19 protein-coding genes are annotated in these 23,900 nt (G+C 47.1%); 9 read left to right on the forward strand and 10 right to left on the reverse strand.

The annotated features are described in order from the left end of the window. Both ACO0KV_RS16345 and ACO0KV_RS16350 read left to right on the forward strand, forming a co-directional pair. Window positions 1–255: hypothetical protein (locus ACO0KV_RS16345; protein ID WP_423043909.1), on the forward strand; the 255-nt coding region annotated here is incomplete at its 5' end. Between the two features lie 81 nt (window positions 256–336). Further along, window positions 337–510, forward strand: coding sequence for a hypothetical protein (locus tag ACO0KV_RS16350; RefSeq protein ID WP_423043911.1), 174 nt, complete (start codon window positions 337–339; stop codon window positions 508–510). Between the two features lie 107 nt (window positions 511–617). Here the strand turns inward: ACO0KV_RS16350 and ACO0KV_RS16355 are convergent, their stop codons facing one another. The 5 genes from ACO0KV_RS16355 to ACO0KV_RS16375 all read right to left on the reverse strand — a co-directional run bounded on the left by ACO0KV_RS16355 (window position 618) and on the right by ACO0KV_RS16375 (window position 8,210). Continuing rightward, entirely contained in the window at window positions 618–1,034 is a 417-nt protein-coding gene (locus tag ACO0KV_RS16355; RefSeq protein ID WP_423043913.1) for a gamma-butyrobetaine hydroxylase-like domain-containing protein, read from the reverse strand. A 40-nt stretch (window positions 1,035–1,074) separates the two neighbouring features. Continuing rightward, complete coding sequence (locus tag ACO0KV_RS16360; RefSeq protein WP_423043953.1) at window positions 1,075–1,509, reverse strand: HIT family protein; 435 nt, start codon at window positions 1,507–1,509, stop codon at window positions 1,075–1,077. Window positions 1,510–1,520: 11 nt separating this feature from the next. After that, window positions 1,521–5,498: a DUF3683 domain-containing protein gene (locus ACO0KV_RS16365; protein WP_423043915.1), complete on the reverse strand. Its 3,978-nt coding sequence runs from the start codon at window positions 5,496–5,498 to the stop codon at window positions 1,521–1,523. Window positions 5,499–6,032: 534 nt separating this feature from the next. Then, entirely contained in the window at window positions 6,033–7,319 is a 1,287-nt protein-coding gene (locus ACO0KV_RS16370) for an HAD family hydrolase (RefSeq protein WP_423043917.1), read from the reverse strand. A gap of 399 nt (window positions 7,320–7,718) precedes the next feature. Next, window positions 7,719–8,210 carry a YqaA family protein gene (locus ACO0KV_RS16375; RefSeq protein WP_423043919.1) on the reverse strand — a complete coding sequence of 164 codons (492 nt, stop codon included), beginning with the start codon at window positions 8,208–8,210 and terminating at the stop codon, window positions 7,719–7,721. A 313-nt stretch (window positions 8,211–8,523) separates the two neighbouring features. Between ACO0KV_RS16375 and ilvA the strand changes: the two genes are divergently transcribed. From ilvA to rapZ, 7 genes are all read left to right on the forward strand, one after another. Next, window positions 8,524–10,059, forward strand: coding sequence for a threonine ammonia-lyase, biosynthetic (gene ilvA / locus ACO0KV_RS16380; RefSeq protein ID WP_423043921.1), 1,536 nt, complete (start codon window positions 8,524–8,526; stop codon window positions 10,057–10,059). Window positions 10,060–10,076: 17 nt separating this feature from the next. Next, complete coding sequence (gene queF, locus ACO0KV_RS16385; RefSeq protein WP_423043922.1) at window positions 10,077–10,925, forward strand: NADPH-dependent 7-cyano-7-deazaguanine reductase QueF; 849 nt, start codon at window positions 10,077–10,079, stop codon at window positions 10,923–10,925. 47 nt (window positions 10,926–10,972) lie between these two features. Further along, complete coding sequence (locus tag ACO0KV_RS16390) at window positions 10,973–11,650, forward strand: hypothetical protein (protein WP_423043924.1); 678 nt, start codon at window positions 10,973–10,975, stop codon at window positions 11,648–11,650. A gap of 245 nt (window positions 11,651–11,895) precedes the next feature. Next, the gene (locus ACO0KV_RS16395) at window positions 11,896–14,523 is read left to right on the forward strand and encodes an EAL domain-containing protein (RefSeq protein WP_423043926.1); all 2,628 of its coding nucleotides are present in this window, start codon (window positions 11,896–11,898) and stop codon (window positions 14,521–14,523) included. A 99-nt stretch (window positions 14,524–14,622) separates the two neighbouring features. Continuing rightward, window positions 14,623–15,096, forward strand: a complete 474-nt coding sequence (locus ACO0KV_RS16400) for a PTS sugar transporter subunit IIA (protein WP_423043928.1) — start codon at window positions 14,623–14,625, stop codon at window positions 15,094–15,096. 39 nt (window positions 15,097–15,135) lie between these two features. Then, complete coding sequence (hprK, locus tag ACO0KV_RS16405; protein ID WP_423043930.1) at window positions 15,136–16,077, forward strand: HPr(Ser) kinase/phosphatase; 942 nt, start codon at window positions 15,136–15,138, stop codon at window positions 16,075–16,077. Between the two features lies 1 nt (window position 16,078). Further along, complete coding sequence (rapZ, locus tag ACO0KV_RS16410; RefSeq protein WP_423043932.1) at window positions 16,079–16,942, forward strand: RNase adapter RapZ; 864 nt, start codon at window positions 16,079–16,081, stop codon at window positions 16,940–16,942. Between the two features lie 152 nt (window positions 16,943–17,094). Here the strand turns inward: rapZ and ACO0KV_RS16415 are convergent, their stop codons facing one another. From ACO0KV_RS16415 to ACO0KV_RS16435, 5 genes are all read right to left on the reverse strand, one after another. After that, the gene (locus ACO0KV_RS16415) at window positions 17,095–18,258 is read right to left on the reverse strand and encodes an ABC transporter permease (RefSeq protein ID WP_423043934.1); all 1,164 of its coding nucleotides are present in this window, start codon (window positions 18,256–18,258) and stop codon (window positions 17,095–17,097) included. After that, complete coding sequence (locus ACO0KV_RS16420; RefSeq protein ID WP_423043936.1) at window positions 18,255–19,088, reverse strand: ATP-binding cassette domain-containing protein; 834 nt, start codon at window positions 19,086–19,088, stop codon at window positions 18,255–18,257. The genes ACO0KV_RS16415 and ACO0KV_RS16420 overlap by 4 nt, the downstream gene beginning before the upstream one ends. Continuing rightward, entirely contained in the window at window positions 19,085–20,560 is a 1,476-nt protein-coding gene (locus ACO0KV_RS16425) for an alpha/beta hydrolase (RefSeq protein WP_423043938.1), read from the reverse strand. The genes ACO0KV_RS16420 and ACO0KV_RS16425 overlap by 4 nt, the downstream gene beginning before the upstream one ends. A gap of 210 nt (window positions 20,561–20,770) precedes the next feature. Beyond that, on the reverse strand, window positions 20,771–21,895 hold the full coding sequence (mutY, locus tag ACO0KV_RS16430; protein WP_423043940.1) for an A/G-specific adenine glycosylase: 1,125 nt from the start codon (window positions 21,893–21,895) through the stop codon (window positions 20,771–20,773). Between the two features lie 16 nt (window positions 21,896–21,911). After that, a complete protein-coding gene (locus ACO0KV_RS16435) occupies window positions 21,912–23,849 on the reverse strand; it encodes a dynamin family protein (protein ID WP_423043942.1) in 1,938 nt (645 codons plus the stop codon). Window positions 23,850–23,900: the final 51 nt, after the last annotated feature.

Here is a 23,900-nt window from a genome sequence, read left to right on the forward strand (position 1 = left end):
TCCAACCCGGTGCCCACTGGAACGGGCAGCCGTCACCTCAACCCGAGATCATCAAACTGTTTCAAACAGGACCAGACGTTTGATTGTGATCACTCGGCTGTCATGAATAATCCCTGTGTTTTATGGCCTGAGTCAAAGACCATTTGCGCATTCTTTCTGAATATGGGGAAAAGATCGCGCCATGGAAATGGCACATGGATTAATGGCGGTAATGGCAGTCGAAACGTCGAAAATCTTTTCCCCATCGAAAATTGAGTTAAGGGCAATTAAAGATGCAAAGCCTAAGAAAGATGGAAAGCTACCAAAAAAATACTACGGATTATCAATGCGGAAATTATGGAATTAGATGAGGATTTTATTGGTGCAGTTGGTTTGGTTCAATTTGTTGATAACGCAATTAAGGCGATAAATAAAGGGCAAATTCTAGGAGGAAGTACAATTTTTGAAAAGGCATTTTGTGCAGCGATAGCGCCTATTTTTAAACTAATTACCGAGGTAAGGTCAAGCTAGGAATACGCCTGTTTTCCTGTTCATTAAATAGTGGAAAATTAGGAAAACGGGATCAGCATTACCTCATCATATTAAATCGTCTTTGCAGATCCCGCCCACACACCATATTAGTGGGAATGCCCACACCCACCCGCCTTCATCGGCATAGGCGCGTCACGCCCAGTTTCACCCGCAAACCCTGCTTCTTGCAAACGCTGAACATAATCCTGCCATAACTGCGCCTGGTTATCACCCAGCCAGTATAAATAATCCCACGTAAAGATCCCAGAATCATGCGCATCGGAGAATAAAGGCTTGACCGCATAATTGCCAACTGGCTTGATCCCGACTAAACCGACTTCGCGTTTGCCTGTCTGCAGGGTTTCTTGCCCAGGTCCGTGACCTTTCACTTCAGCTGATGGCGAATACACGCGCATCAGTTCAAAGGGAATAGAAAATTCTTTGCCGTCATCAAAAGTGATTTCCAATACCCGTGACTGGGTACGGGCATTGAGTGAGGTTGGCTGGACTTTATTGGAACTCATATTTTTATTTCAATCAATTCAGTTAATGCGATTATTTCAGTCAGCTCAGACGGGCACTCAGTTCATTGCGTAATTGCGGCAATAAACTGCGACGCGCCTCAACGATGGTCTGTTCAGGCACTTCTACATTGGCTGCCGCCCAGACTGGATTCGGGAAATGGGCATCATCTGTGTAGCGCGGGATCAAGTGCCAGTGCAAATGCGGAACCATATTACCAAAACTCGCGAGATTCATTTTGTGCGGCTGCATAATGGCACGAATCGCTGATTCCGTCTTCCACACCACCTGCATCAACACATTTCTGTCGGTCTCATTGAGGTCTGTCATCTCTTTCACATGCGCAGTCCAGATCACGCGGCAAAACCCTGGGTAGTTCGCGTCATCCACCAGAATGACGCGCCACTGGGCGTTACTGACAACAACATCACCGCGGCTGACATCGCATAGTTCACACTCTGCGGCGGTAGGTGTCACGTTACTCACACTCACACCAACACCCTTTCAATGCCACCGTTATTCGCTTTAGCAACGTATTCCGGCATCCAATTCTCACCAAGAATATGTTTCGCCATTTCAACCACGATGTAATCGGCATCGGTATTGCTATCGTCGTTATAACGCGACAAACCTTGCAGACAAGATGGGCAGGAAGTCAGAATCTTGACATCACCTGTAAAGCCATCAGCGCGCAATTTATCCGCGCCTTTGATCATCTCACTCTCTTTACGGAAGCGAATCTGCGTCGAAATATCCGGACGCGTTACTGCTAACGTGCCCGATTCACCACAGCAACGATCATTTTTCTCAATCTTCACGTCGCCATTACTTCCGGTAATCAGCGCATTGACCGTTTTTAACGGATCTTGCAATTTCATCGGTGTGTGGCAAGGATCGTGGTACATATAACGGGTACCAGTGACGCCTTCGAGTTTGACGTTCTTCTCCATGAGGTACTCATGGATGTCGACGATACGGCAACCTGGAAAAATCTTATCAAACTCATAGGTCGACAACTGGTCGTAGCACGTACCACAAGAAACAATGACCGTTTTAATGTCCAGATAATTGAGGGTGTTCGCCATGCGGTGGAACAAGACACGATTATCGGTCATCATTTTTTCCGCTTTATCAAACTGACCGCTACCTCGTTGCGGATAACCGCAGCACAGGTATCCTGGCGGCAGCACCGTCTGAACACCCACATTCCACAACATCGCTTGTGTGGCTAATCCTACCTGCGAGAACAAACGTTCTGAACCACAGCCAGGGAAATAAAACACGGCCTCTGTATCGGCAGTCGTCGTTTGTGGATTGCGGATAATTGGTACGACTTTATCGTCTTCAATGTCGAGCAACGCACGCGCTGTTTTCTTGGGCAGATTACCCGGCATTTTTTTGTTGATAAAGTGAATCACCTGCTCTTTAATCGGTGCTTTACCCACACTGGCCGGTGGTGCTTTGGTCTGCTTTTTAGCAAACTTCTTCAGCAAGTCATGACCGAAGCGCTGCGCTTTATAGCCCCAGCCGATCATCACTTGACGAGTCATGTTGATGGTTGCTGGATCTGTCGCATTCAAAAAGAACATCGATGCGGCTGTACCCGGATTAAATTTCTTCTGCCCCATTTTACGCAGCAGATTGCGCATGTTCATCGAGACATCACCGAAGTCGATATCAACTGGGCAAGGATTCACACATTTGTGGCAGACCGTGCAGTGATCAGCCACATCCGAGAACTCATCCCAATGTTTGATAGAGACGCCACGACGGGTCTGCTCTTCGTATAAAAATGCTTCGACCAATAAGGAGGTCGCCAGAATTTTATTACGTGGTGAATACAGCAGATTAGCGCGTGGGACATGCGTCGCACACACTGGCTTACATTTACCGCAACGCAAACAATCTTTCACGCTGTTGGCAATGGCACCGATATCACTTTGCTGCATGATCAAGGACTCATGTCCCATCAGACCAAACGAAGGCGTGTACGCATTACGTAAATCCGCTGCAAACTCAGGCAAGTTGAGCAGTTTGCCTTTGTTAAAACGACCTTCAGGATCGATACGCAATTTGTACGAACGAAAATCTTTGATCTCGTCTTCCGTCAAGAATTCTAACTTGGTGATACCAATACCATGCTCACCCGAGATCACACCATTGAGTGACCGCGCCAGCACCATGATGCGCGCCACTGCGTGATGTGCGACCTGTAGCATGTCGTAGTCATCGGAGTTTACTGGCAAGTTGGTATGGACGTTACCATCGCCGGCATGCATATGTAAGGCGACAAAGACGCGGCTACGCAGTACTTTTTTGTGCAAAGCGACGCACTCATCAAGGATGAGTTTAAACGCTGCGCCATTAAAGATCTGACGCAAATGCGCGCGGACTTCGGTCTTCCAAGAAACTCTAACCGTTCTGTCCTGAACAACTGAAAACACCGTCGCATCTGGCTGACGCTGCAAACGTTCATCAAAAACAAACGCCAGTTTATCCAGACCCAATTCCATCAAATCCGCTTTTGCATTAATCAATGGCTTATCGAGATTGTTGAGCAGATAAGTCCAGCGTGCCTGCGCTTGTTGTAACAAGGTTTCGGCCTGATTGACACGATCTTCCAGTAATTCAGCAGCTGGAATATCGTCACCATCAGCATCTTCACTCTTGCCTAATGGCAGATTACCATTGGCAAAGAAAGGAATCAGTTTATCTAACAGCGCCAACTTGTTCTGAATCGATAATTCGATATTAATACGCTCAATACCATCGGTGTATTCACCCATGCGATTGAGGGGAATGACCACGTCTTCATTAATTTTGAAGGCGTTGGTATGTTTAGAAATCGCCGCTGTTTTGGCGCGATCGAGCCAAAACTTTTTACGTGCTTCAGGACTGACAGCAACGAAGCCTTCACCGACACGTGTATTCGCAATACGGATCACTTCCGAAGCGGCTTGAGCGACGGCGTTTTCGTCGTCACCAACGATATCACCGAACAAAGCCATTTTCGGCAGGACACCGCGCTTGGACTTGGTGGTGTAACCGACAGCGCGCAAATAACGCTCGTCCAGATGTTCCAACCCAGCCAGAATCGCGCCGCCTTTTTTGGTTTCACCGTCGAGGTAATCTTTGATTTCAACAATGCTTGGGATTGCGTCGCGTGCTTGTCCAAAAAATTCAAGACAGACCGTACGGGCAAACTTTGGCATTTTGTGCAAAATCCAGCGTGCCGACGTAATCAGGCCGTCGCAACCTTCTTTTTGCACACCTGGCAAACCTGCCAGGAATTTATCTGTCACGTCTTTACCTAAACCTTCTTTACGGAAGACGCGGCCTTTGATATCGAGCTGTTCTGTTTTAAACGGGTGCTTTTCACCTGGATGTGTCCACTCGAGTCTAAACTTTGCCATTTCAACATCATGGATCTTACCGAGGTTATGCTCCAGACGCGTGACTTCGAGCCAATCGCCATTAGGATCAACCATTTTCCACGATGCCAGGTTGTCGAGCGCCGTTCCCCATAAAACCGCTTTCTTGCCCCCCGCATTCATCGCAACGTTACCGCCGATGCAAGATGCTTCAGCAGAGGTCGGGTCGACAGCAAAGACAAAACCCGCTTTTTCAGCTGCGTCGGAAACACGTTTGGTAACGACACCAGCACCCGAATAAATGGTTGCGTAATCGCGATCCACCCCAGGCAAGCGTGTCATTTCGACTTCGCCGAGTTGTTCCAGTTTTTCGGTATTGATGACAGCAGACAAAGGCGTCAACGGAATCGCGCCACCTGTGTATCCCGTACCACCTCCGCGTGGAATAATCGTCAGACCAAGCTCGATACAGCTTTTGACCAAGCCAGCCATTTCATCTTCGGTATCCGGCGTCAGGACGACAAACGGATATTCCACCCGCCAGTCAGTCGCATCAGTGACGTGTGACACACGGCTCAGACCATCGAATTTAATGTTGTCCTTAGCGGTGTAGCGTGATAACAAACGATTGGCTTTTTTGCGTAAATCGTAGGTATCTCTGAATTCTTTCGAGAAATCCGCCACCGCTTTGCGCGCAGCTTGCACGAGGATTTCGACGCTGTTACTACGTTCTGCGTCATCGTCGTTGGCGGTGTTGAGACGACGTTTTTCGACTTCTGCAAGACGGTGGTTTAAAGCGTCAATCAGATCCTGACGACGCTTAGGATTATCCAGCATGTCATCTTGCAAATACGGATTACGGCGTACGACCCAGATATCACCTAAAACTTCATACAGCATCCGCGCGGATCGGCCAGTCTGACGTTTGCCGCGTAATTGATCCAGCAAGCGCCAGGCATCTTCGCCTAACAAGCGGATCACGATTTCACGATCAGAAAACGAGGTGTAGTTATACGGAATTTCCCGGACACGGGTCGGAGCGGCACCTTGCGGTGAATCTGCAAGCAAAGCCTGAATTTGAGCTGGAGCGTTCATCAGAGACGTGGTTAGACGGATTGCAGACCAATACCGTATGTCCAGCAAACCGCGGTTTACTGAGTCGGCGTGGTATCAGTCCTGGATTTAAAGACTCATTCTAGCGTATTGCGATGCACCACGTCGCAACAGCCTTGAAGTTTGTACGGCAATGGTAGGTATTTGTGGCAATTTTCCAAAGCTTATTTGGCAAATTGCTTAATTTTTTTCAAAAAAGGCTTTTTCTTGCAAGAAAGTAATGCAAACAACGGTAGATCTATGTTGGCCGCATTTTAGTCCCACATCCCGAACGCACGCGCTTATCAATCCTGGATGACGACCAAGCAGACTATCTCAGCTTGGTCAAAACGAAGGGCACTCCGACAAATGAACAAGAAACGAATCAAAGCGTGGCGGGTTGCAACCTCCCTACGAATACGCACCACCACCGACCCGCCCAGACGAAGCGCAATCAATCAAATAAAAACGCCCCCTGTCACCAAGGAGCGTTTCCCAGCAGAACTGCTAATCAACAGCAACTTGCCCTAAGACGACTTAGCCAACCATCGCCGGCGCAGTCTTACCATATTTCAGTGTCGTCTCCACTGGCAACCAGTTTCCTGTCGACTCTTGACGTCCTTGCAACGCAAAGCGTGGATGCGCTTCTTGGATGCTGTCCGCAGCCAGTTTAGACAAGGCGCCGATATTACCTTTTTTCAGCCGATTAACGATCAGGCCCAGTTCTGTGTCTTGGAAATCACGCAGCATATCGTAGTCACCATCGCTGTCGCCAGCGACAAACACAGGACCATAGCCTTTTTTCGCTACCAGCTCACGCTTGATCACAGTAGACTTACCTGGGCCCCAGTTCAGTGGCCAGTCTTTACGATAGGCGTTTTTCAACACATCGCCATCTTGCTCAAGCCGCAGACCCAGTACGTTTTCACGTGGGACGTGGTAACCATACTTAGGATTGGCAGCAAACACAGCCACGACGTGCTCCAAAGAAGCAGTGCTGACATAAACGTCAAAGCCATTTTGACGGAATATATCCATCAGTGTGGCGATTTCAGTGCACAAGCGGATACCATGAAAATGGGCAGTTGTTACTACGCCTGCTTTTCCTGGTAATGATGCTGGGCTGGTATATTTTACTTTGGACAGCCCCATACCTAGGTTCGCGTCATTCGATGCTTCAGCCAATTGGGATACTTCGCCGACCGTCATGTTGGCAAAAAAGTAGATCACCCATGGATAACCAACGCTCACACCATGTGTGTCATTCACCGCTTCATACATGAAATAGAGCTTAGAGCGAAAATCCTGAAACTGGGCTGTTTCTGTGATTTGTACCAAGCTCATGCTACCCGTCATGCCTTTGTAATTGGCATGCAAAAACGCATAATCGCTATCCAGATCAGCGCACAGGCTGTCTCGATCAACGATCATCCCTGCAGCATTTTTGTAGTCAGGCGCAAAATTACCAGCTGGAACGTTCTGACGAATAATTGCTGAAAACTCGGCAGGTGTCAGTTTAAATGCGAGATTGTTAATTTGATACATCAGCAACGCTTCTTCACAATCGTTCATGATGCTGGTGTTATCCCAGTCAAACACGGCATAAGGCTTGCGTTTAGCTGAATATTTTTTGTTTGCAATACCGTGGTTGGTGATCAATGTCGCCACTAAATCGTGGTTACGTGGTGCCCATTTCGCGTTATCCAACACGACTGTTTTAGTATCCGCATTTTTTGCCATCGCGGATGTCGTCAGTGTGACACCAGCAGCAGTGGCGATCATGCTTTGAATAAAGCCACGACGTGGCGTTTTTACTTGCTGCATATTCTGAGCCCCCTTAAGGATGAAGTGGATGGAATTATCATTATATTAATTTAATTGCCAAAATACATCTGTTTTATCATCTTAGGACTTATGCAAAAATACCCCAGCAAGGAGTGACAATCCCATACGCACCCGACGTCTGGGCGCTGTTGAGGCAATTTTTGGTAAGTTCTGTATTTATTCAATGATATTTTTAGCAACCATTGAGAATCTTCTAGTCCGAATCAAGATCAACTGGAAGACGGTCGGAAAAGTATAGACAAACATTAAGACATCTTGACTACAAAAAGTAGTCTTTTTAATAATAATTCAATTAAATTAAAAATTTTCCACTCATCAGCAATCTCATATCGTCATGTGATGGTTCGACAGGCTGGACAGACATAGCGTCCAACACATTTAGGCTAACAGTTCCCCAATGCGATGCCAAAATCCATCCGGCACTTTGAGCAACAGATAAGTCATGCTGATATAACGCAGGAACTTCCCGATCGCCATGTAGCCTACGCAAGGCCAGAATGGCAGCCGCAGCCAGCCGGCCAATGTACAAATTGGATCACCAATGATTGGCAGCCAGCCAAGGAGCATCGTTTTCGCGCCAAAATGCTTGAGCCACGCAAACCAGAAGCTCTCTTGTTCGCGGTTAAACGCCTGTTTCGCGGCATAGCCCATCGCATAATCGACAATACCACCCAGCGTATTTCCAATGGTGGCAACGATCAGCACGGGCCAGAACAAGTCGGGATTTGCTTTAATAACGGCAAACACCGCAGGTTCTGAGCCCAGTGGAATAAGCGTTGCAGAAATAAAACTAATCAAAAAAACCGAGGTTAATCCGATTTCCGGCACGGCTAAAACGGTGAATAACCAATGTATTGCAGCTTCTATCATGTATACCTAAGCTCAGCCTAAAGGGCATCCATTATAATAGGTGCTCTTATTTCCAAGAAATTACTAATAAGCAATTGTCGGGAATGTACGAAAGCGTCATCTACCAGTGAGCTAACGTTACATGACTAGAATGGAACTTACGCCCTTCTGCGACTAGATGTCACGAGGCAGCTAGGGTAGTTTTCGTAAGTTATGTTGAAGTAAAGGCAAAACCGTTACTTCAATCGACAAGATCGTGTTATCGCGCTGTGATTGTTTGCTGTAAAAACTGTAAAAAAATCTCAACTATTATTTCACCTCACTTTTAAAGCTTATGAGCACCGATTATCTGAAAAAGATCCTGACCGCCCGCGTCTATGACGTCGCCTTTGAAACGCCGCTGGAATTTGCGCCCAGCCTGTCAGCTAGAATGGATAATCGAATTATGTTCAAACGCGAAGACATGCAGAGTGTCTTCAGCTTTAAAATTCGCGGGGCCTACAATAAGATTGCCCACCTGACGCAGGCGCAGTTAAAACGAGGCGTTATTTGCGCGTCGGCAGGAAATCATGCCCAAGGCGTGGCATTAAGTGCCAAACGCGTCGACTGCAAGGCAGTCATCGTCATGCCGACGACAACGCCGCCGGTTAAGATCGATGCGGTGCGTGCTCATGGTGGCGACAATGTCGAAGTTGTTTTGTTTGGCGATTCGTTCACTGACGCCTATGGCCATGCCTTAGAGTTAGAAAAAAAACGTAAACTAACGTTCGTCCATCCGTTTGATGACCCCGATGTCATCGCTGGACAGGGTACCGTCGGCATGGAAATTTTGCGCCAGCATGCTGAGCCAATTCACGCGATTTTTGTCGCAATCGGCGGCGGCGGCCTGATTGCGGGTGTCGCTGCGTACGTCAAAGCAATTCGTCCAGATATTAAAATCATCGGTGTACAGACCACAGATTCAGATGCGATGGCACGCAGCCTCGCTGCTGGCAAACGTATTACGCTCAATGATGTTGGTCTATTCTCTGACGGCACAGCAGTAAAGCTGGTGGGCGAAGAGACCTTCCGCCTCGCTAAGCTGTATGTCGATGAAGTCATTACCGTCGACACTGACGCCGTTTGTGCGGCAATTAAAGATGTATTTCAGGATACCCGTAGTATTTTGGAACCAGCGGGTGCACTCGCGGTTGCAGGTTGTAAAGCCTATATCGAACGTGCAAAGGCAAATAAAAAGCCCCTCAAAAATGAGACGATGGTGACCATCGCCTGTGGGGCTAACATGAATTTTGACCGTTTGCGCTTTGTCGCTGAACGCGCGGAAGTCGGTGAGGCGCGTGAAGCAGTCTTTGCCGTCACCATTCCGGAAGAACGTGGTAGCTTCCGTCGCTTCTGCGAATTAGTAGGTGCCCGTAACGTGACTGAGTTTAACTACCGGATCAGTGACGATAAAGCGGCGCATATCTTTGTCGGTATTCAGGTCAATGACAAACTGGAATCGAGTAAGATTGCGAAAAATTTCGAAAAGAACGGCTTCCCGACACTGGACCTAACGCATGACGAATTAGCAAAACTACATATCCGTCATCTGGTTGGCGGTAAGAGCGCGCTGGCAGAAAACGAGTTACTGTATCGTTTTGAATTCCCAGAACGTCCGGGCGCCTTGATGCGTTTTCTCAACAGCATGGCACCGAACTGGAATATCAGCCTATTCCACTACCGCAATCACGGCGCGGATTATGGGCGCACGCTGGTTGGCCTGCAGGTACCAAAAAAGGAAATGAAAATGTTCCGAGAATTCCTATCCACACTCGGTTATCGCTACTGGGATGAAAGTAAGAATCCCGTTTACCAATTATTTTTAGGCTAAAGGCCAAAGACTTTGCAATGACTGACGCTCCATCCACCAATTTACCTGAACAATCTTTACTCGGCAAAGTAGCCACCTACAAAGCGGAATATGATCCATCGCTCCTGTTCCCGATTTCACGCACCGAAAAGCGTGCTGAAATCGGCGTAGGTGCGACACTGCCGTTTTTTGGTGTTGACATCTGGAACGCCTATGAAGTGTCATGGTTAAATCAACGCGGCAAACCGCAAATTGCCATTGCTACAGTGACGGTACCCGCTGAATCGCCGAATATCATCGAGTCAAAATCCTTCAAACTGTATCTGAACAGCTTTAACCAGACGCGTCTTGCCGATCCAGATGCACTTATTGATTTACTGCGAAAAGATTTGTCGGCAGCAGCCGGTGCCTCGGTCCACGTCAGTCTTTGCTTGTCAGAGAATTTTGGTCAATTGAAGATGCGGGAACTGGAGGGTCGAATGCTTGACCGCCTTGATATCGACGTTGATGCCTACACGCCAGACCCAACCTTACTCAAAGCCAATCATGATGAAGCGCCTGTGGAGGAGACGTTGTTGTCTCATCTGCTCAAGTCCAATTGTCTGGTTACCGGACAGCCGGATTGGGGTAGTGTACAAATTCGTTACGTTGGGTCACAAATTGATCAGGAAAGTTTGTTACGCTATCTGATTGGATTCCGGAATCATAACGAATTCCATGAACAATGCGTGGAACGAATTTTTGTTGATATCATGCAGCACTGCAAACCACAAAAGCTGGCCGTCTATGCCCGCTATACAAGACGCGGTGGACTCGATATCAATCCATGGCGTAGCAACTTCTCTACAGGTCAGAAGCCTGACAATAGCAGAAACGCTCGCCAGTAATTTTTATTCCCGTAATTTTTAAATCTCACTCATCATTTTTTACAATCATGAATTTTCGAACGCCATCTTTCGGCAAACTGATCAGCTTATCCGCCCTACTTTTGGGCACGCTGAACATCAATGCAGTGAATGCGCAAACAGCACCACAAATCGTGACTGCTAGCACTGCAGCATCGGCTTCTCAAATGGCAAACACACTAGATTCACAAGCACCATTGGCCCAAGTCAGCACTGAACAACCTAGCTGGTATGAGCGTGCTAAACGCAAAATGACAAAAATCATCGACGACGGTGACATGTCTCTGAACTTGTCGGGTCTTGCGCATCATGGACGCAATACCTATACACCCGAGCGCATTGCAGAACTGAACGAAAATGCTTGGGGTCTGGGTTTTACCAAAGCGATTCGCGATGAAAAAGACAATGAAGAATTGGCTTACGCGATGGTCATTTCTGATTCACATTACAAACCACAACCGATGGCGGGCTACGCTTATCAATGGATGAAACCGATTGCAGGTAAGATTGAAATCGGCGGCGGATACACCTACTCACTGATTAGTCGCACAGACTATTTCAAAGGCGTACCGTTTCCCATCGCCTTGCCTGTCGCTTCGATCGGGACAAAAAACACAAAATTGATGGCCGCATATGTGCCACGTCTTTCAAAAAATAAGGGGAATGGCGACGTTCTTTTATTATTTGTCCGAATTGATCTCAATTAGATTTCAACGCTGTAATAGCGATAGCGCTTGCTTAGACTTCTGACTGCAGTTAGCATCTTCACGTGAATAAAAAGCTAGTATTGGCAATCGTGGACAAAGTGGGAAAATGATTGCCATCCTAAAAAAAATCGCCCTGTGAAGCGTGTGTAAAGCAGAAAAATCGTAGATAAATTAAATTTAATTTTCAGATTGTTTTCGTGATATCGCCTATTTCTTTACTCAATACTAGTACTCGTGAACCAATAATGGATAATGCGTGGCACTCCAGTTTACTAGAACATCATCCAGATGCCATTTACGTTTTAATTGACGATTGCGTTGCCTATGCAAATCCAGCTGGAGTCGATCTGATGAAGGCGTGTAACTTAGAACAGTTATTAGGCTTAAAACCAGAAGTTTTTCTGATTCCAGTGCATCACGAGACAGTCAAGCAATTACTAGAAAATTCCAATCCCGATAATCCACCGAGCTCTTTACGGTTTCAATGCATCAGGCTCGATGGCTTATCAATTGATATCGACGTTCACAGTAAAGCATTTCAGCATGGTCCCAACATCGCTATTTTGCTCAGTGTGCGTGAAGTACCTTCAGCATCAAGCAAGTCCGCGCAAATCATTCGTTTGCCAGAAAACGATGCCGTCAAATTGAAGGCCAATCGCATTCATGAGGCACTGCACCACGAAAAAGAGATTCTGGAGATGATTGCGCTGGATAAGCCGCTATCTCACATTCTCGAAGACGTCTGCGATCGGATGGAACGCTTGCTGGCAAACGGATCAATGTGTGCCATCAGCTTATTCGATCAAAGTGCACAGACATTGAATTTTGGCGCTGGTCCCTCTTTACCGGAACCATTCACTACACAATTACATAATATTCCTGTTGGCATTAATAGCGGCTCAGCAGCAGCAGCGATTCACTATAATCGCCTCACCATTGTTCAGGACATTGAACTCAGCCCCCTGTGGGAAAAATTTAAAACCAGTGCACTCCAGCACGGTTTGCGCTCATGCTGGTCGGTGCCGATCACAACCGCCTTCAATACCGTTCTCGGTACCATCGATGTCTACTGTCACGTAACATATACGCCTACCGAAGACGAACATGCCATGATCGTTGACGCCTGCGATCTGATTGGGCTGGCAATTGATAAAAAGAATATGGAGCAAAGTCTGGAGGAGAGCGAAGAACGCTATCGCTCTGTGGTGACGAATTTATCGGAGGGGATTATGGTTATCTCGACCGGCGGGCAGATTGTCACCAGTAATCCAAGCGCATTACGTATTCTTAAAATTTCAGATGTCAACAACGTCGGGCGTCGACATCGTTATTTCAAACGTATATTCAATGAGAATGGTCGCACTGTAAAATTAGGTGATGACCCAGTGTCAATTGTTTTTAAATCTGGTACACCAGTGTTGAACTTATCGACGGGTGTCGAGCTCAGTGATGGCTCAATTGTGTGGTTGTTGGTCAACTGCCTACCAATTTTCAAGAAGAGTAATTCTTCCATTTCTGCAGTACTGATTTCCTTTACGGATACAACGGAAGTGCTTGAAACCCAGCGACAACTTAATTTCATGGCATCTTATGATGCGCTGACTGGACTCCCGAACCGACATCAGCTCAACCTCAGGCTGACTAAGGCGTTAGCGGATGCGCAGAAGCACCAACAACGCGTTGCTTTGCTGTTTCTGGATCTGGACCGGTTTAAAAACGTGAATGATACCGCTGGCCATGCGGCGGGTGATAAATTACTACGCGACGTATCAAAGCGCTTAAGTGCATGCATACGCTCAACAGATTTACTCGCCCGTTTAGGTGGCGACGAGTTCGTGATTATTGCTGAGAATATTGCAGATGCCGAATATCTGCGAGATCTTGGCGAACGCGTCCTAGCACAAATGCGCGACCCCTTTGTAATAGAAGGAAATGAATATCACTTAGGCACATCGATTGGCATCAGCGTCTTTCCGCATGATGGTGATGACGCGGCAACACTGATGCGCTGTGCTGATTCGGCGATGTATCATGCAAAAGAATCCGGACGAAATAACTATCAGTTCTTCACGACAGAGTTAAACGTCCGCGCCCAACATCGCTATGCACTTGAAACCAACTTACGCCGCGCCTTGGGTGAAAAAGAATTTCTGGTCTACTATCAGCCTAAAATTTCTCTGCAAACCTCACGGATTGTCGGCGCAGAGGCTCTAATACGCTGGCAAATGCCAGGAGTAGGATTAATTCCACCGAATGATTTTATTCCAATTTCTGAAGAAATAGGCTTAATCCTTCCTATAGGGCGCTGGGTATTGGAGCAAGTTTGCCGTCAAACAAGTCTCTGGCGTGAGCAATTGGCGCCTGATATTGTGGTCAGCGTTAATATTTCGCCAAAACAATTTCAGGATCCAAGTTTAAGTAAATTTATCGAACGCACATTACAAGAAACAAATTTACCCCCCTCTGCCCTCCAACTGGAGATTACAGAAGGATTACTAATGGGCGAACTCGATTTGCTCTTGCCAGTATTTGAAGCGATTAAACAACTTGGTGTCAGCATTTCATTGGACGATTTTGGAACCGGATTCTCTTCTTTGTCATATTTGCAGCGTTTCCCTATCGATAATTTGAAAATCGATCGTTCCTTTATTCATAAAGTCCCAGACAATCAAGACTCCGTCGTTCTCACTCACGCCATTATTGCGATGGCAAAAGCACTAGGGATGAGTGTCACGGCTGAAGGCGTTGAAAATGCAGAACAGATGTTTTTCCTAACAGACTCGGGTTGTCAGGAAATGCAAGGATTTTATTTTAGTCAACCCCTGCCAATAGAACAATTTGAGAAACTACTTCAGAACAACAGGCAGCAGTAACTAGGTGTTTATTTAAACAAGTTCGCAAAAAGAAGCCTATAATTTGTTTCAATTCAGATCAGCGCGTGATTTTTTATTGCTGTAACCAGATCTTGCACCATGACCAATATTGCAAAAATTCTCCCACTAGCCAATGTCCTTCTGGATTTGGAAATTTCCAGTAAAAAAAGAGCCTTTGAACAGGCTGGGTTGTTGTTTGAAAATAATTGCAGCATTGCACGCTCGACGGTTTCAGACAATTTGTTTGCCCGCGAACGCCTTGGATCCACCGGTTTAGGCCATGGTGTTGCGGTACCACACGGCCGGATCAAAGGCCTCAAAGCCCCGATCGCCGCGCTCGTAAGACTGAAAGAAGCAATCCCTTTTGAGTCACCCGATGCTCAACCGGTCAACTTATTAATTTTTCTACTGATGCCTGACAATGTCACGCAACAGCATCTTGAGATATTATCTGAAATTGCAGAAATGCTTTCCAATGAAAGCTTCCGCAATGAACTCAATTCTGAACCGAGTGCCACTGTCATTCACGAGAAAATTCTCGCATGGCGCCCGGATTTATCAGCAACACCGTAAGATTTTTTGTGGTTGTCGCTGGATTTTTACTTTATCGCCATGCCCTTATTCACTGAATTAACGATACAAAAAATCTACGATGACAATCGTGACATCATGCAACTGGGATGGTTTGCCGGTTTTGCAGGTGCCGATAAACAGATTACCGGCGATGCCGCTTCTTCTGCAGATCAGGTAGGCCATCTGAACCTGATTCACCCAGGTCGGATTCAGGTGTTAGGTCATCAGGAACTCGCCTACTACAACCGGTTATCAAACGCGTCACGCGCCAATCTTATCCGTGAGCTGGTTGCTGGCGGTCCGCCCGCACTAATTGTCGCGCAAGGACTAGAATCTCCACCGCCTTTTTTGACAACCTGCGACGATAATAATATTCCACTCTTTTCAACCCCCTACCCATCTGCCCAGGCAATTGACTATCTGCGCGTTTATTTATCCAAAAAACTAGCCCAGAGTATTACGATGCATGGCGTGTTTATGGACGTGTTAGGGGTCGGTGTTTTGATTACAGGTGAGTCAGGGTTAGGTAAAAGCGAATTAGGACTAGAGCTGATATCCCGTAGCCACGGTTTGGTTGCGGACGATGCAGTCGAGTTTTCGCGCATCGCACCTAACATGATCGAAGGTCGCTGTCCTGAGCTTTTGCAAAATCTGCTGGAAGTACGCGGTTTGGGGTTGCTGGATATAAAAGCCATCTTCGGTGAGACAGCAGTTCGTCGAAAAATGCGCCTCAAATTAATCGTTCATCTCGTCCGCAGAAGTACTCTGGAAGAAAATTACGAGCGCTTGCCGATTGATTCTCAAACTGAGGATGTGCTGGGCTTACCAATTCGTAAGGTTGTCGTACCTGTTGCTGCAGGCCGTAACATTGCTGTGTTGCTCGAAGCAGCGGTACGCAATACAATTTTGCAATTGCGCGGCATCAATACCCTCGAAGATTTCATGGAAAGACAACGACGCGCAATGGAAGCAGGTGATTAAGATGCAGATATTACTTATCTCTGGTATCTCCGGTTCAGGTAAATCCGTGGCGCTGAATGTGCTGGAAGATGCTGGCTACTATTGCGTTGATAATCTGCCGCCGAGTCTGTTACCTGATCTGATCAAAACGCTGTTACTCGAAGCCCACACCAATGCAGCAATTGCTATCGACTCGCGTAGCGCCCACCTACTCTCCAATTTACCGCAAACCTTGCAAGTCCTGCGCGATCAGGGGCATGATGTCCGGGTCCTGTTCTTAACGGCAAGCACCGACTCATTAGTCGCCCGCTTTTCAGAAACGCGACGTAGCCACCCGCTGTCACATCGACTGGCAATGGAGCTGGCTTCAAATGTAGACCTGAGTCTGGTGGAATGTATCGAAGAAGAACGTGAAATTTTAGCTGGTATCCAAAATCTGGCCCACGTCATCGATACCACCGATCTCCGCGCAAATCAGTTACGTTCGTGGGTCAAAGCCGTAGTGCAGATCCAACGCTCACCATTAACCTTGATGTTTGAATCATTTGCCTTCAAGCGTGGTGTACCTTTGGATGCTGATCTAGTTTTTGATGTACGGATGATACCAAATCCCCATTACGATCCCTTTCTTCGCCCTCTCACCGGACGAGACCAGCCAGTGATGCGTTTTTTGGATAATCAAGACATGGCGCAAGAGATGTATAAAGATATTGAGGCCTTTATCACCAAATGGTTGCCAGCGTTCAAACAAGATAATCGCAGCTATGTCACTGTTGCCATTGGCTGCACCGGTGGACAGCACCGGTCAGTTTATATGGTAGAAAAACTCACTAAACATTTCCAGCAAACTGAACAGGTGCTGATCCGTCACCGCCGTCTGCAATAAGCGCTTGATATCGGGCTGTATCGAGCCATCTCCGTATCCACGATAAAAATCCCATTTATCCTCGACAGGATTCGACGCTGTTTGACGATAAATGGGGATTTTTATTCAGCCTTGTCATGCTGTATCGCTACTTCATCAGCATCAACATTGAACTAACTCATGACAACCTTTCGCATTTTTTGTGCGATATAAGCAAGGCTGCCGTAAGTCATCGCCGCACACACCACCAATGCAATGACAACTGCGACAGAATTGAGTGCTTCGCCTTTTAATACCTGATTCATCATCTGGTTTTGGGCCAACACAGGAATCCATTGAAACCAAGCTGGTTCGCGTCCCGGAAACATAATCGGAATCAACGAAACAAAGGGAATGAACATGGAGATAATCTGATTTCTCACCTGAGCTTCTTTATAGCTTTTGCAATCAAGTGCCACAGCAATTTGCATTGCTGCGACGCTCGCCGCCAGCGGCAGTAAAACGATCAAAAACCATAGCGCATCTCTAAATCCGAACTGGAATTCAGCACGCAGCGTATCGTTTCTAATCAGCCATTGTGATGGAAAAAAACTGGCAATCGTCAGTACAACAACGCCCATTCCGACCAATGCAACTGCACTCCACTTACCGACTGCCAGTTGCCAACCGCTGACTGGATTCATCATTAACGGTTCTAATGATCCCCGTTCACGCTCGCCTGCCGTGGTATCAATTGCTGCATACATCCCGCCAACAACAATCGCCATTAGCACCATCATAGGCAGCATTTCTGTGACAGAGGTTTTATGTTCTTCAGCCTTTTGCAAATAATGCTCTTTAACTTCCACTAATTGCAACAGCTCCGTCGAAATGCCACGCATCGTCAGATTCAGGATAGTCAGTTCTTGCGTATAACCATCGAGTAAGCGACGTAATGGACGGACACCAAATTCGGCGTTCCGGTTCGAGGTATCGTAGGCAATTTCCAGATTTACTTTCTCGCCACTGATGATCTTCGATTCAAAATCACTCGGGATGATTAAGACTGGTTGATCAATTTCTTTGTTACGCGATTTCGCCTCATAATCCGCTGGAGCGGCTTTGATCTGATACCCTTGACGCAAAATAAAATTTTCTAGCCGTGGAGCGTACTGCATACCCGCAGCCAGAACGACACGCTTGTCTTCCTGCGACTCCACTTGCGACAAGACAGTCGAAAATACTAACAGGATCAAAGGTGCGCCGAGCAATGAACTCAATAACGCCGTCATTAAGGTACGTCGATCACGTAAGGCATCCTTTAATTCTTTGCGGATAATAGCGAACAATACATTCATGAACGATCCTCCAGCGACTGTGTCTGCTGCTCTGAAAAAGCCAGACTAACAAACGCATCTTCAAAATTAGTCTGATTGGCCTGCTGCATAAGTTCCTGCACAGTTCCGCGCGCTACATTGCGACCCTGTGCGACAATCACCACGTCATCACACAAGCGCTCCACCTCCTGCATGATGTGCGTTGAAAAAATAATACATTTAGCACCACCTTCCGGCGACCGTAGCCAACGCAAAAATTCACGTAGAGCACGGGTAGCGACAACGTCAAGACCATTTGTCGGTTCATCGAGGATAATGTTTCGGGGATCATGCACCAGTGCACGCGCCAATGCCGTTTTCATGCGTTCCCCTTGACTAAACCCATCCGTGCGACGATCTAATAGATGCCGCATCTCTAGCCGATCAGCCAACTGCTCGATACGGTGCGCGGTCATTTCTTGGGTCAACCCGTGCAACAGGCCGTAGTAGTTAATATTTTCTCTGGCCGTTAAGCGCGGGTACAGACCACGTGCATCCGAGAGTACGCCCATGTAGGACTGGGTCGATGACACTCCAGCTCTCACCTCAACGCCATCGACAATCACGTTGCCCGTATCCGGCTGCAACAGCGCAGCAACCATCCGCAATGTCGTTGTTTTACCAGCACCGTTAGCACCGAGCAAACCGGTGATTTGACCATCATTGGCAGTAAAACTTACGCCATTGACTGCCTGCACGACCTGTTCAGCAGTTTTTTGCAAACCCAACAGCCGTCGCAAGTCTCCCAGATTTTTCATACCCGGTTTATCGTGACGAACAAATTTCTTATGTAAATCGTTGACGATAATCATGGCCGTACGTCCTCCGGTCCTTGCTGTTCCTTTTGAACTTCGTGACTATCGTGCATTGCTTGCCATGCTAATGGTCTTGGAATGGGTCGAACACACGCTGTATCAATCTTTAATGCGGCACGATCATCCTTGACGCTCAAAAAGCGATAGACAACATCACGTACACAACCTTGTGACAGCAAACCGTGACCTGAATTATTCAACGTCACATGCAATGCATTAGTACCTAGCGCTTTAGCAACGGCATCGCCATGACGTATCGGCGTAACGGGATCAATACCGCCACTAAGCAACAATACTGGTGACTGCGAGGCTGGAATCGTAAAAAAACCATCTGGAATTGAAGCACGCGGCCAGTTTTTGCAGGTGCGTTCATACATACGCATCATCAACTGCCCAAACTCGTCTTTAGGTGGCATTACAGGACGAGCAAATGCCTCTGAACACCAGACGGAGAAATGCATTCCGTAGTTGATACCCGTCGACCCAGGCAAGTTAGTCGCACCACTAAGCGTAATCAATGGCTGAAAATTACCCTGATCTGCTTGACTAATGGCGTAAGGTAGCGCCCCCGTGCTTGGTGCGGAATACAGCGTTTTATGTACCAGACTAAATAACACATCACGACGCATATCGATATGTAACGGCGTTCCCAGACGTGGATGCGTGACATTGATTTGTTTAGGCATAGCGGCTAACAAATGCTCCCAGCGCTTTGCCAGATCAGGATAGCGGGCATGACAATCTATTTGCTTTGTACAATCAGCAAACACGCCGTCTAAGGCTATCTGCGCATCACTGGATGATAATCCCATATCGGGAGGCACGACACCATCAAGCACAAGCCGTTTCACGGAATGTGGGAATTGGCGTAAATACTCTAGGCCTACTCGGGTACCATAAGATGCACCAACCAAATTAACTTTATCGTAGCCCTGCTGCTGCCTGACCGCCTCCAGATCTTGTACTGCAATGCTTGTAGAAAAAAAACGTAAGTCACCATAAGGTAACGTCTTCAAGCGCGCCAAACAGGCTTCGGATTTTTTGACTATCTGATCTTCGCTGTCAATATCGCCGCCATTTTCTACTTCAGGACACGCGAGCGATGCACTGCGTCCCGTGCCACGCTGGTCAACAAACACGATATCACGACGTTTATTGAGTCGGCTAAGCATTGCCTGACCAAAACTGGCAACGTTGATCGCACTTTGCCCAGGACCACCCGCGAGCAGAAATACGGCATCCTGCAATTTATTTTTATCTTGCGATGGCAAAATCACATAGTGAATATCAATTTTTTTACCAGTAACATCATCTGGATTTAATGGACGCGCAATCTTCCCACAACGAAGCTCTTGTGGAAAATCAGGTAAGCGACACGGTATGCTGCCTTCCTGCACTCCAGCCTGCACCGCAGCACAGAACAATAAACCTGACAACCCTGCCAGTTTCTGAAAAACGTGTTTTAACAAAGTAATCCCCCGATAAAAAAATCGCAGGGATACAGTGTAAATCGAACCGTGGATTGTGTGTCAATTTATGCAATTTTATTAGATCAATTTTTGCTTACTTTTCCAAGCAACACCTTGCGACAAGAAAAGTGAGTGGCCGTCGGCCACCCTCGGCCGAGTAGCCCGAAGTGCAATCCATGCGATTAATAGAAACCAAATCGTGATTGAGAACTAAAGCGACATCAACAACGTCTTGATCGGCGCCGGCAACGCAGCATCTCCCATTCTCGACAAATCCATCCAGACAAAATTATCATTAGCCACACCCAACTGCCGCTGAAAAATCTCCACCAACACCACCCGGATATGCAATTTAAAATGCGTAAACACATGCTCAATATCTGGCAACTGACGTCGACTGCCTGCCGAACCAAACTTCGCAATCATCGCACCCAATTGTTGCTCATCAATATCATCAGCAACACTGTCTTTGCCTATTTCTATCATGCCCGACATTTCCGGCAACGACAATAAGCCACCCCAGATGCCGCTGTCTGGCCGACGTTCAAGTAAGACTTGCCCCTGATGGATTAACACCAGCATCACTGCCTGCTTTTCCTTCAGCAGCTTCTTGGGCTTTCGGGTAGGCAGTTCAGCAGTACGATTTTCTGCATAGGCAACACAGCGTGCTTGCAACGGGCAACGTGGGCATGATGGGCTACTCCGAGTGCACAGCGTCGCGCCGAGATCCATCAGTCCTTGGGTATATGCCTCGATACCAGTTTCGGGCAATAGTGCCATCGCTCTTTGCCACAACCCATCCTCAATAGGCTTACTACCTGGGTAACCAGCGATACCAAAAACACGCGTAAAAACGCGCTTGACGTTTCCGTCGAGAATCGCCGCCGTTGTGCCATAGGAAAACGCGGTAATCGCCGCCGCTGTTGACCGTCCAATTCCTGGTAATTGTTCGAGTAATAAAGGATCCGCAGGAAAATGTCCCTGATACTGTTCAACAACTCGTTTAGCGCACTGATGAAGGTTACGGGCACGCGTGTAGTATCCCAGACCACTCCAATGCGCCATCACAGATTCAGCAGGTGCGGCAGCAAGATCAAATACAGTCGGAAAACTTTGCAAAAATTTTTCGTAGTACGGAATGACCGCCGTCACTTGCGTTTGCTGGAGCATGATCTCTGACAACCAGACTCGATACGCTTCGCGGCTTTTCTGCCAAGGTAAGAGATGTCTGCCATGCTGTTTTTGCCAGGTAATAACGGCATGGGAGAATGTGGGATCAACGAATTCGGGATGAATAAAATTGGCGGCCGCAGCCGCCGGAATACGACGTTTCATGTAGGTTAAACCGCGATTAAGCAGCTACTTTGAGGGTATTTAGATCTGCAGATAATGCTGCTTTTAATTTAGTTTCAAGCAGAGAAAGCGACTGTTTCTGAGCATCGACCTCGGTTTGCATTTGTTCGAAGGACGCAATTTTGTCTTCCAAGCTGTCGGTCGCCACATGAATACGTTGGATCGATTGCATCCGATTTTTAAGTTGCGCTTTATGTTCGCGAATTTGCGCCTCTAGCGGTGCCATAACAACTTTCTGCCAAGCTTCTACGTCTTTGTTCGCCTGTAAAAAATTCTGTTTAACGCGCGCAGCAACGGAATCAAAAAATTTATGAACTAAAGCAACTCGGGTATTGGTCAACATCGTCGTCGCGTTAAACTGCTTCTGATAGACAAGTTCGATGGCGTCGAGTTCTTTGATGTATTTATCCAACGAAAAAGCCATTGGTGCCGTCAATGCCAAACCATGCTCAGTAGAAAATTTGCGATACATGACCGTCATCATTTCGGAAATTTCATTGGTCTTCTGATCGGATACGACAAGATTCAATTTAACCTGCGCAAAGAATTGTTTGATCGCATCGCGTAAGCCGACCGAGAGATAACTCTTTTCCATGGCGTCACGGGTACGATGAATTTCTTCGCGCAAAATGTCCATGCCGAGGCTGGTATACACCTCCATCGACAACTTGGTGAAGACCGCACGCGTTCCTTGCATACGGATCAGGCTGGCATCAAATTCTTTTTTCTCCGCATCGACACGTCGCATCATGTGTTCGATGACATTCATGTTTTTGCCGCGAAGGCTTTTGAGCTCAAGCATTTGCTCAACCACATTGCGGGAACGTGAAGAAACAATGGCTTGCTGAGAGCTGGTAATTTCATTAATTTCAGCCGCTAACTGTGAACGGATAATGTTCTGTTTCGCAGGAATTAATTCTTTAGATAACGCATATTCCAATGCAGGTAAGCGACTCTTTGCCAGTAATGGTGCATCCTTATTGATTTTGGCAACCAATCCTTTTTGCGCAGAAACTGGGAAAATCTGCTTCTCTTCAAGCGCCAGCGTATGCGCCACAGTATTGATCTGACGTACTAATTGCTGCTCAATTTCTGCAGGTGTACGTAACTCATCCCACATACTATCGATCTTATTAAGAACGACCAGACGACCTGGACCGCTACCGATATGGTTACGCCAGACATCAATATCACTCTTGGTGACACCTGTGTCGGCGGCGAGAATAAATAATACGGCGTGCGCATTGGGAATCAGATTGAGCGTCAACTCTGGTTCAGTTCCTATCGCATTTAAGCCCGGTGTATCGACAATAATCACCCCCTCTTTCAAGAGAGGATGAGGGAAATTCACGATCGCATGCCGCCATTGTGAGATTTCAACCAAGCCGTGCTCGTCAACTTCCAGCGCCGCATCAGGATCTTCTTCATCAAACAGACCGTAAGACTTCGCGACATCAATGGACACTTTTTTAGTCAGACTGACCTGCTTGAATGCTTCAAGCATGCCGTCACCGGAATTGATATTCAACGGTAAAACGGTCCAGACGTGGCTTTGGCCTTTATATTCGCTGGTCGACTGTGTTTCTGATCGGGTTTCGATGGGCAATAAACGGATGCACGGGGGGATGGTGTCGTCGTACAATAATTCTGTGGGACACATGGTGGTTCGCCCTGCTGAGGAAGGCAGAATACGCTGCCCATAGTCAGCAAAGAAAATAGCGTTAATTAACTCGGATTTACCGCGTGAAAATTCGGCAACGAAAGCGATCGATAATTTATCGTCTACCAATCGCTCCAGCAATCGAGATAAACGCTGATCCACCACAGCATCAGCCATATCCGACCCACTCATCCAGGAACGATACTGCTCAAGCGCCCGGGTAACACCCTGACGCCATTGGCTGTACTCTTGGAATTTTTGGACCAGATTACTCATGTTTCTCTCGGTTAATTTTTATACGTTTAAGTATATATGCTGCCGTGAAAA

This window comes from Undibacterium sp. RuRC25W (assembly GCF_049339825.1).
GTDB lineage: Bacteria > Pseudomonadota > Gammaproteobacteria > Burkholderiales > Burkholderiaceae_D > Undibacterium.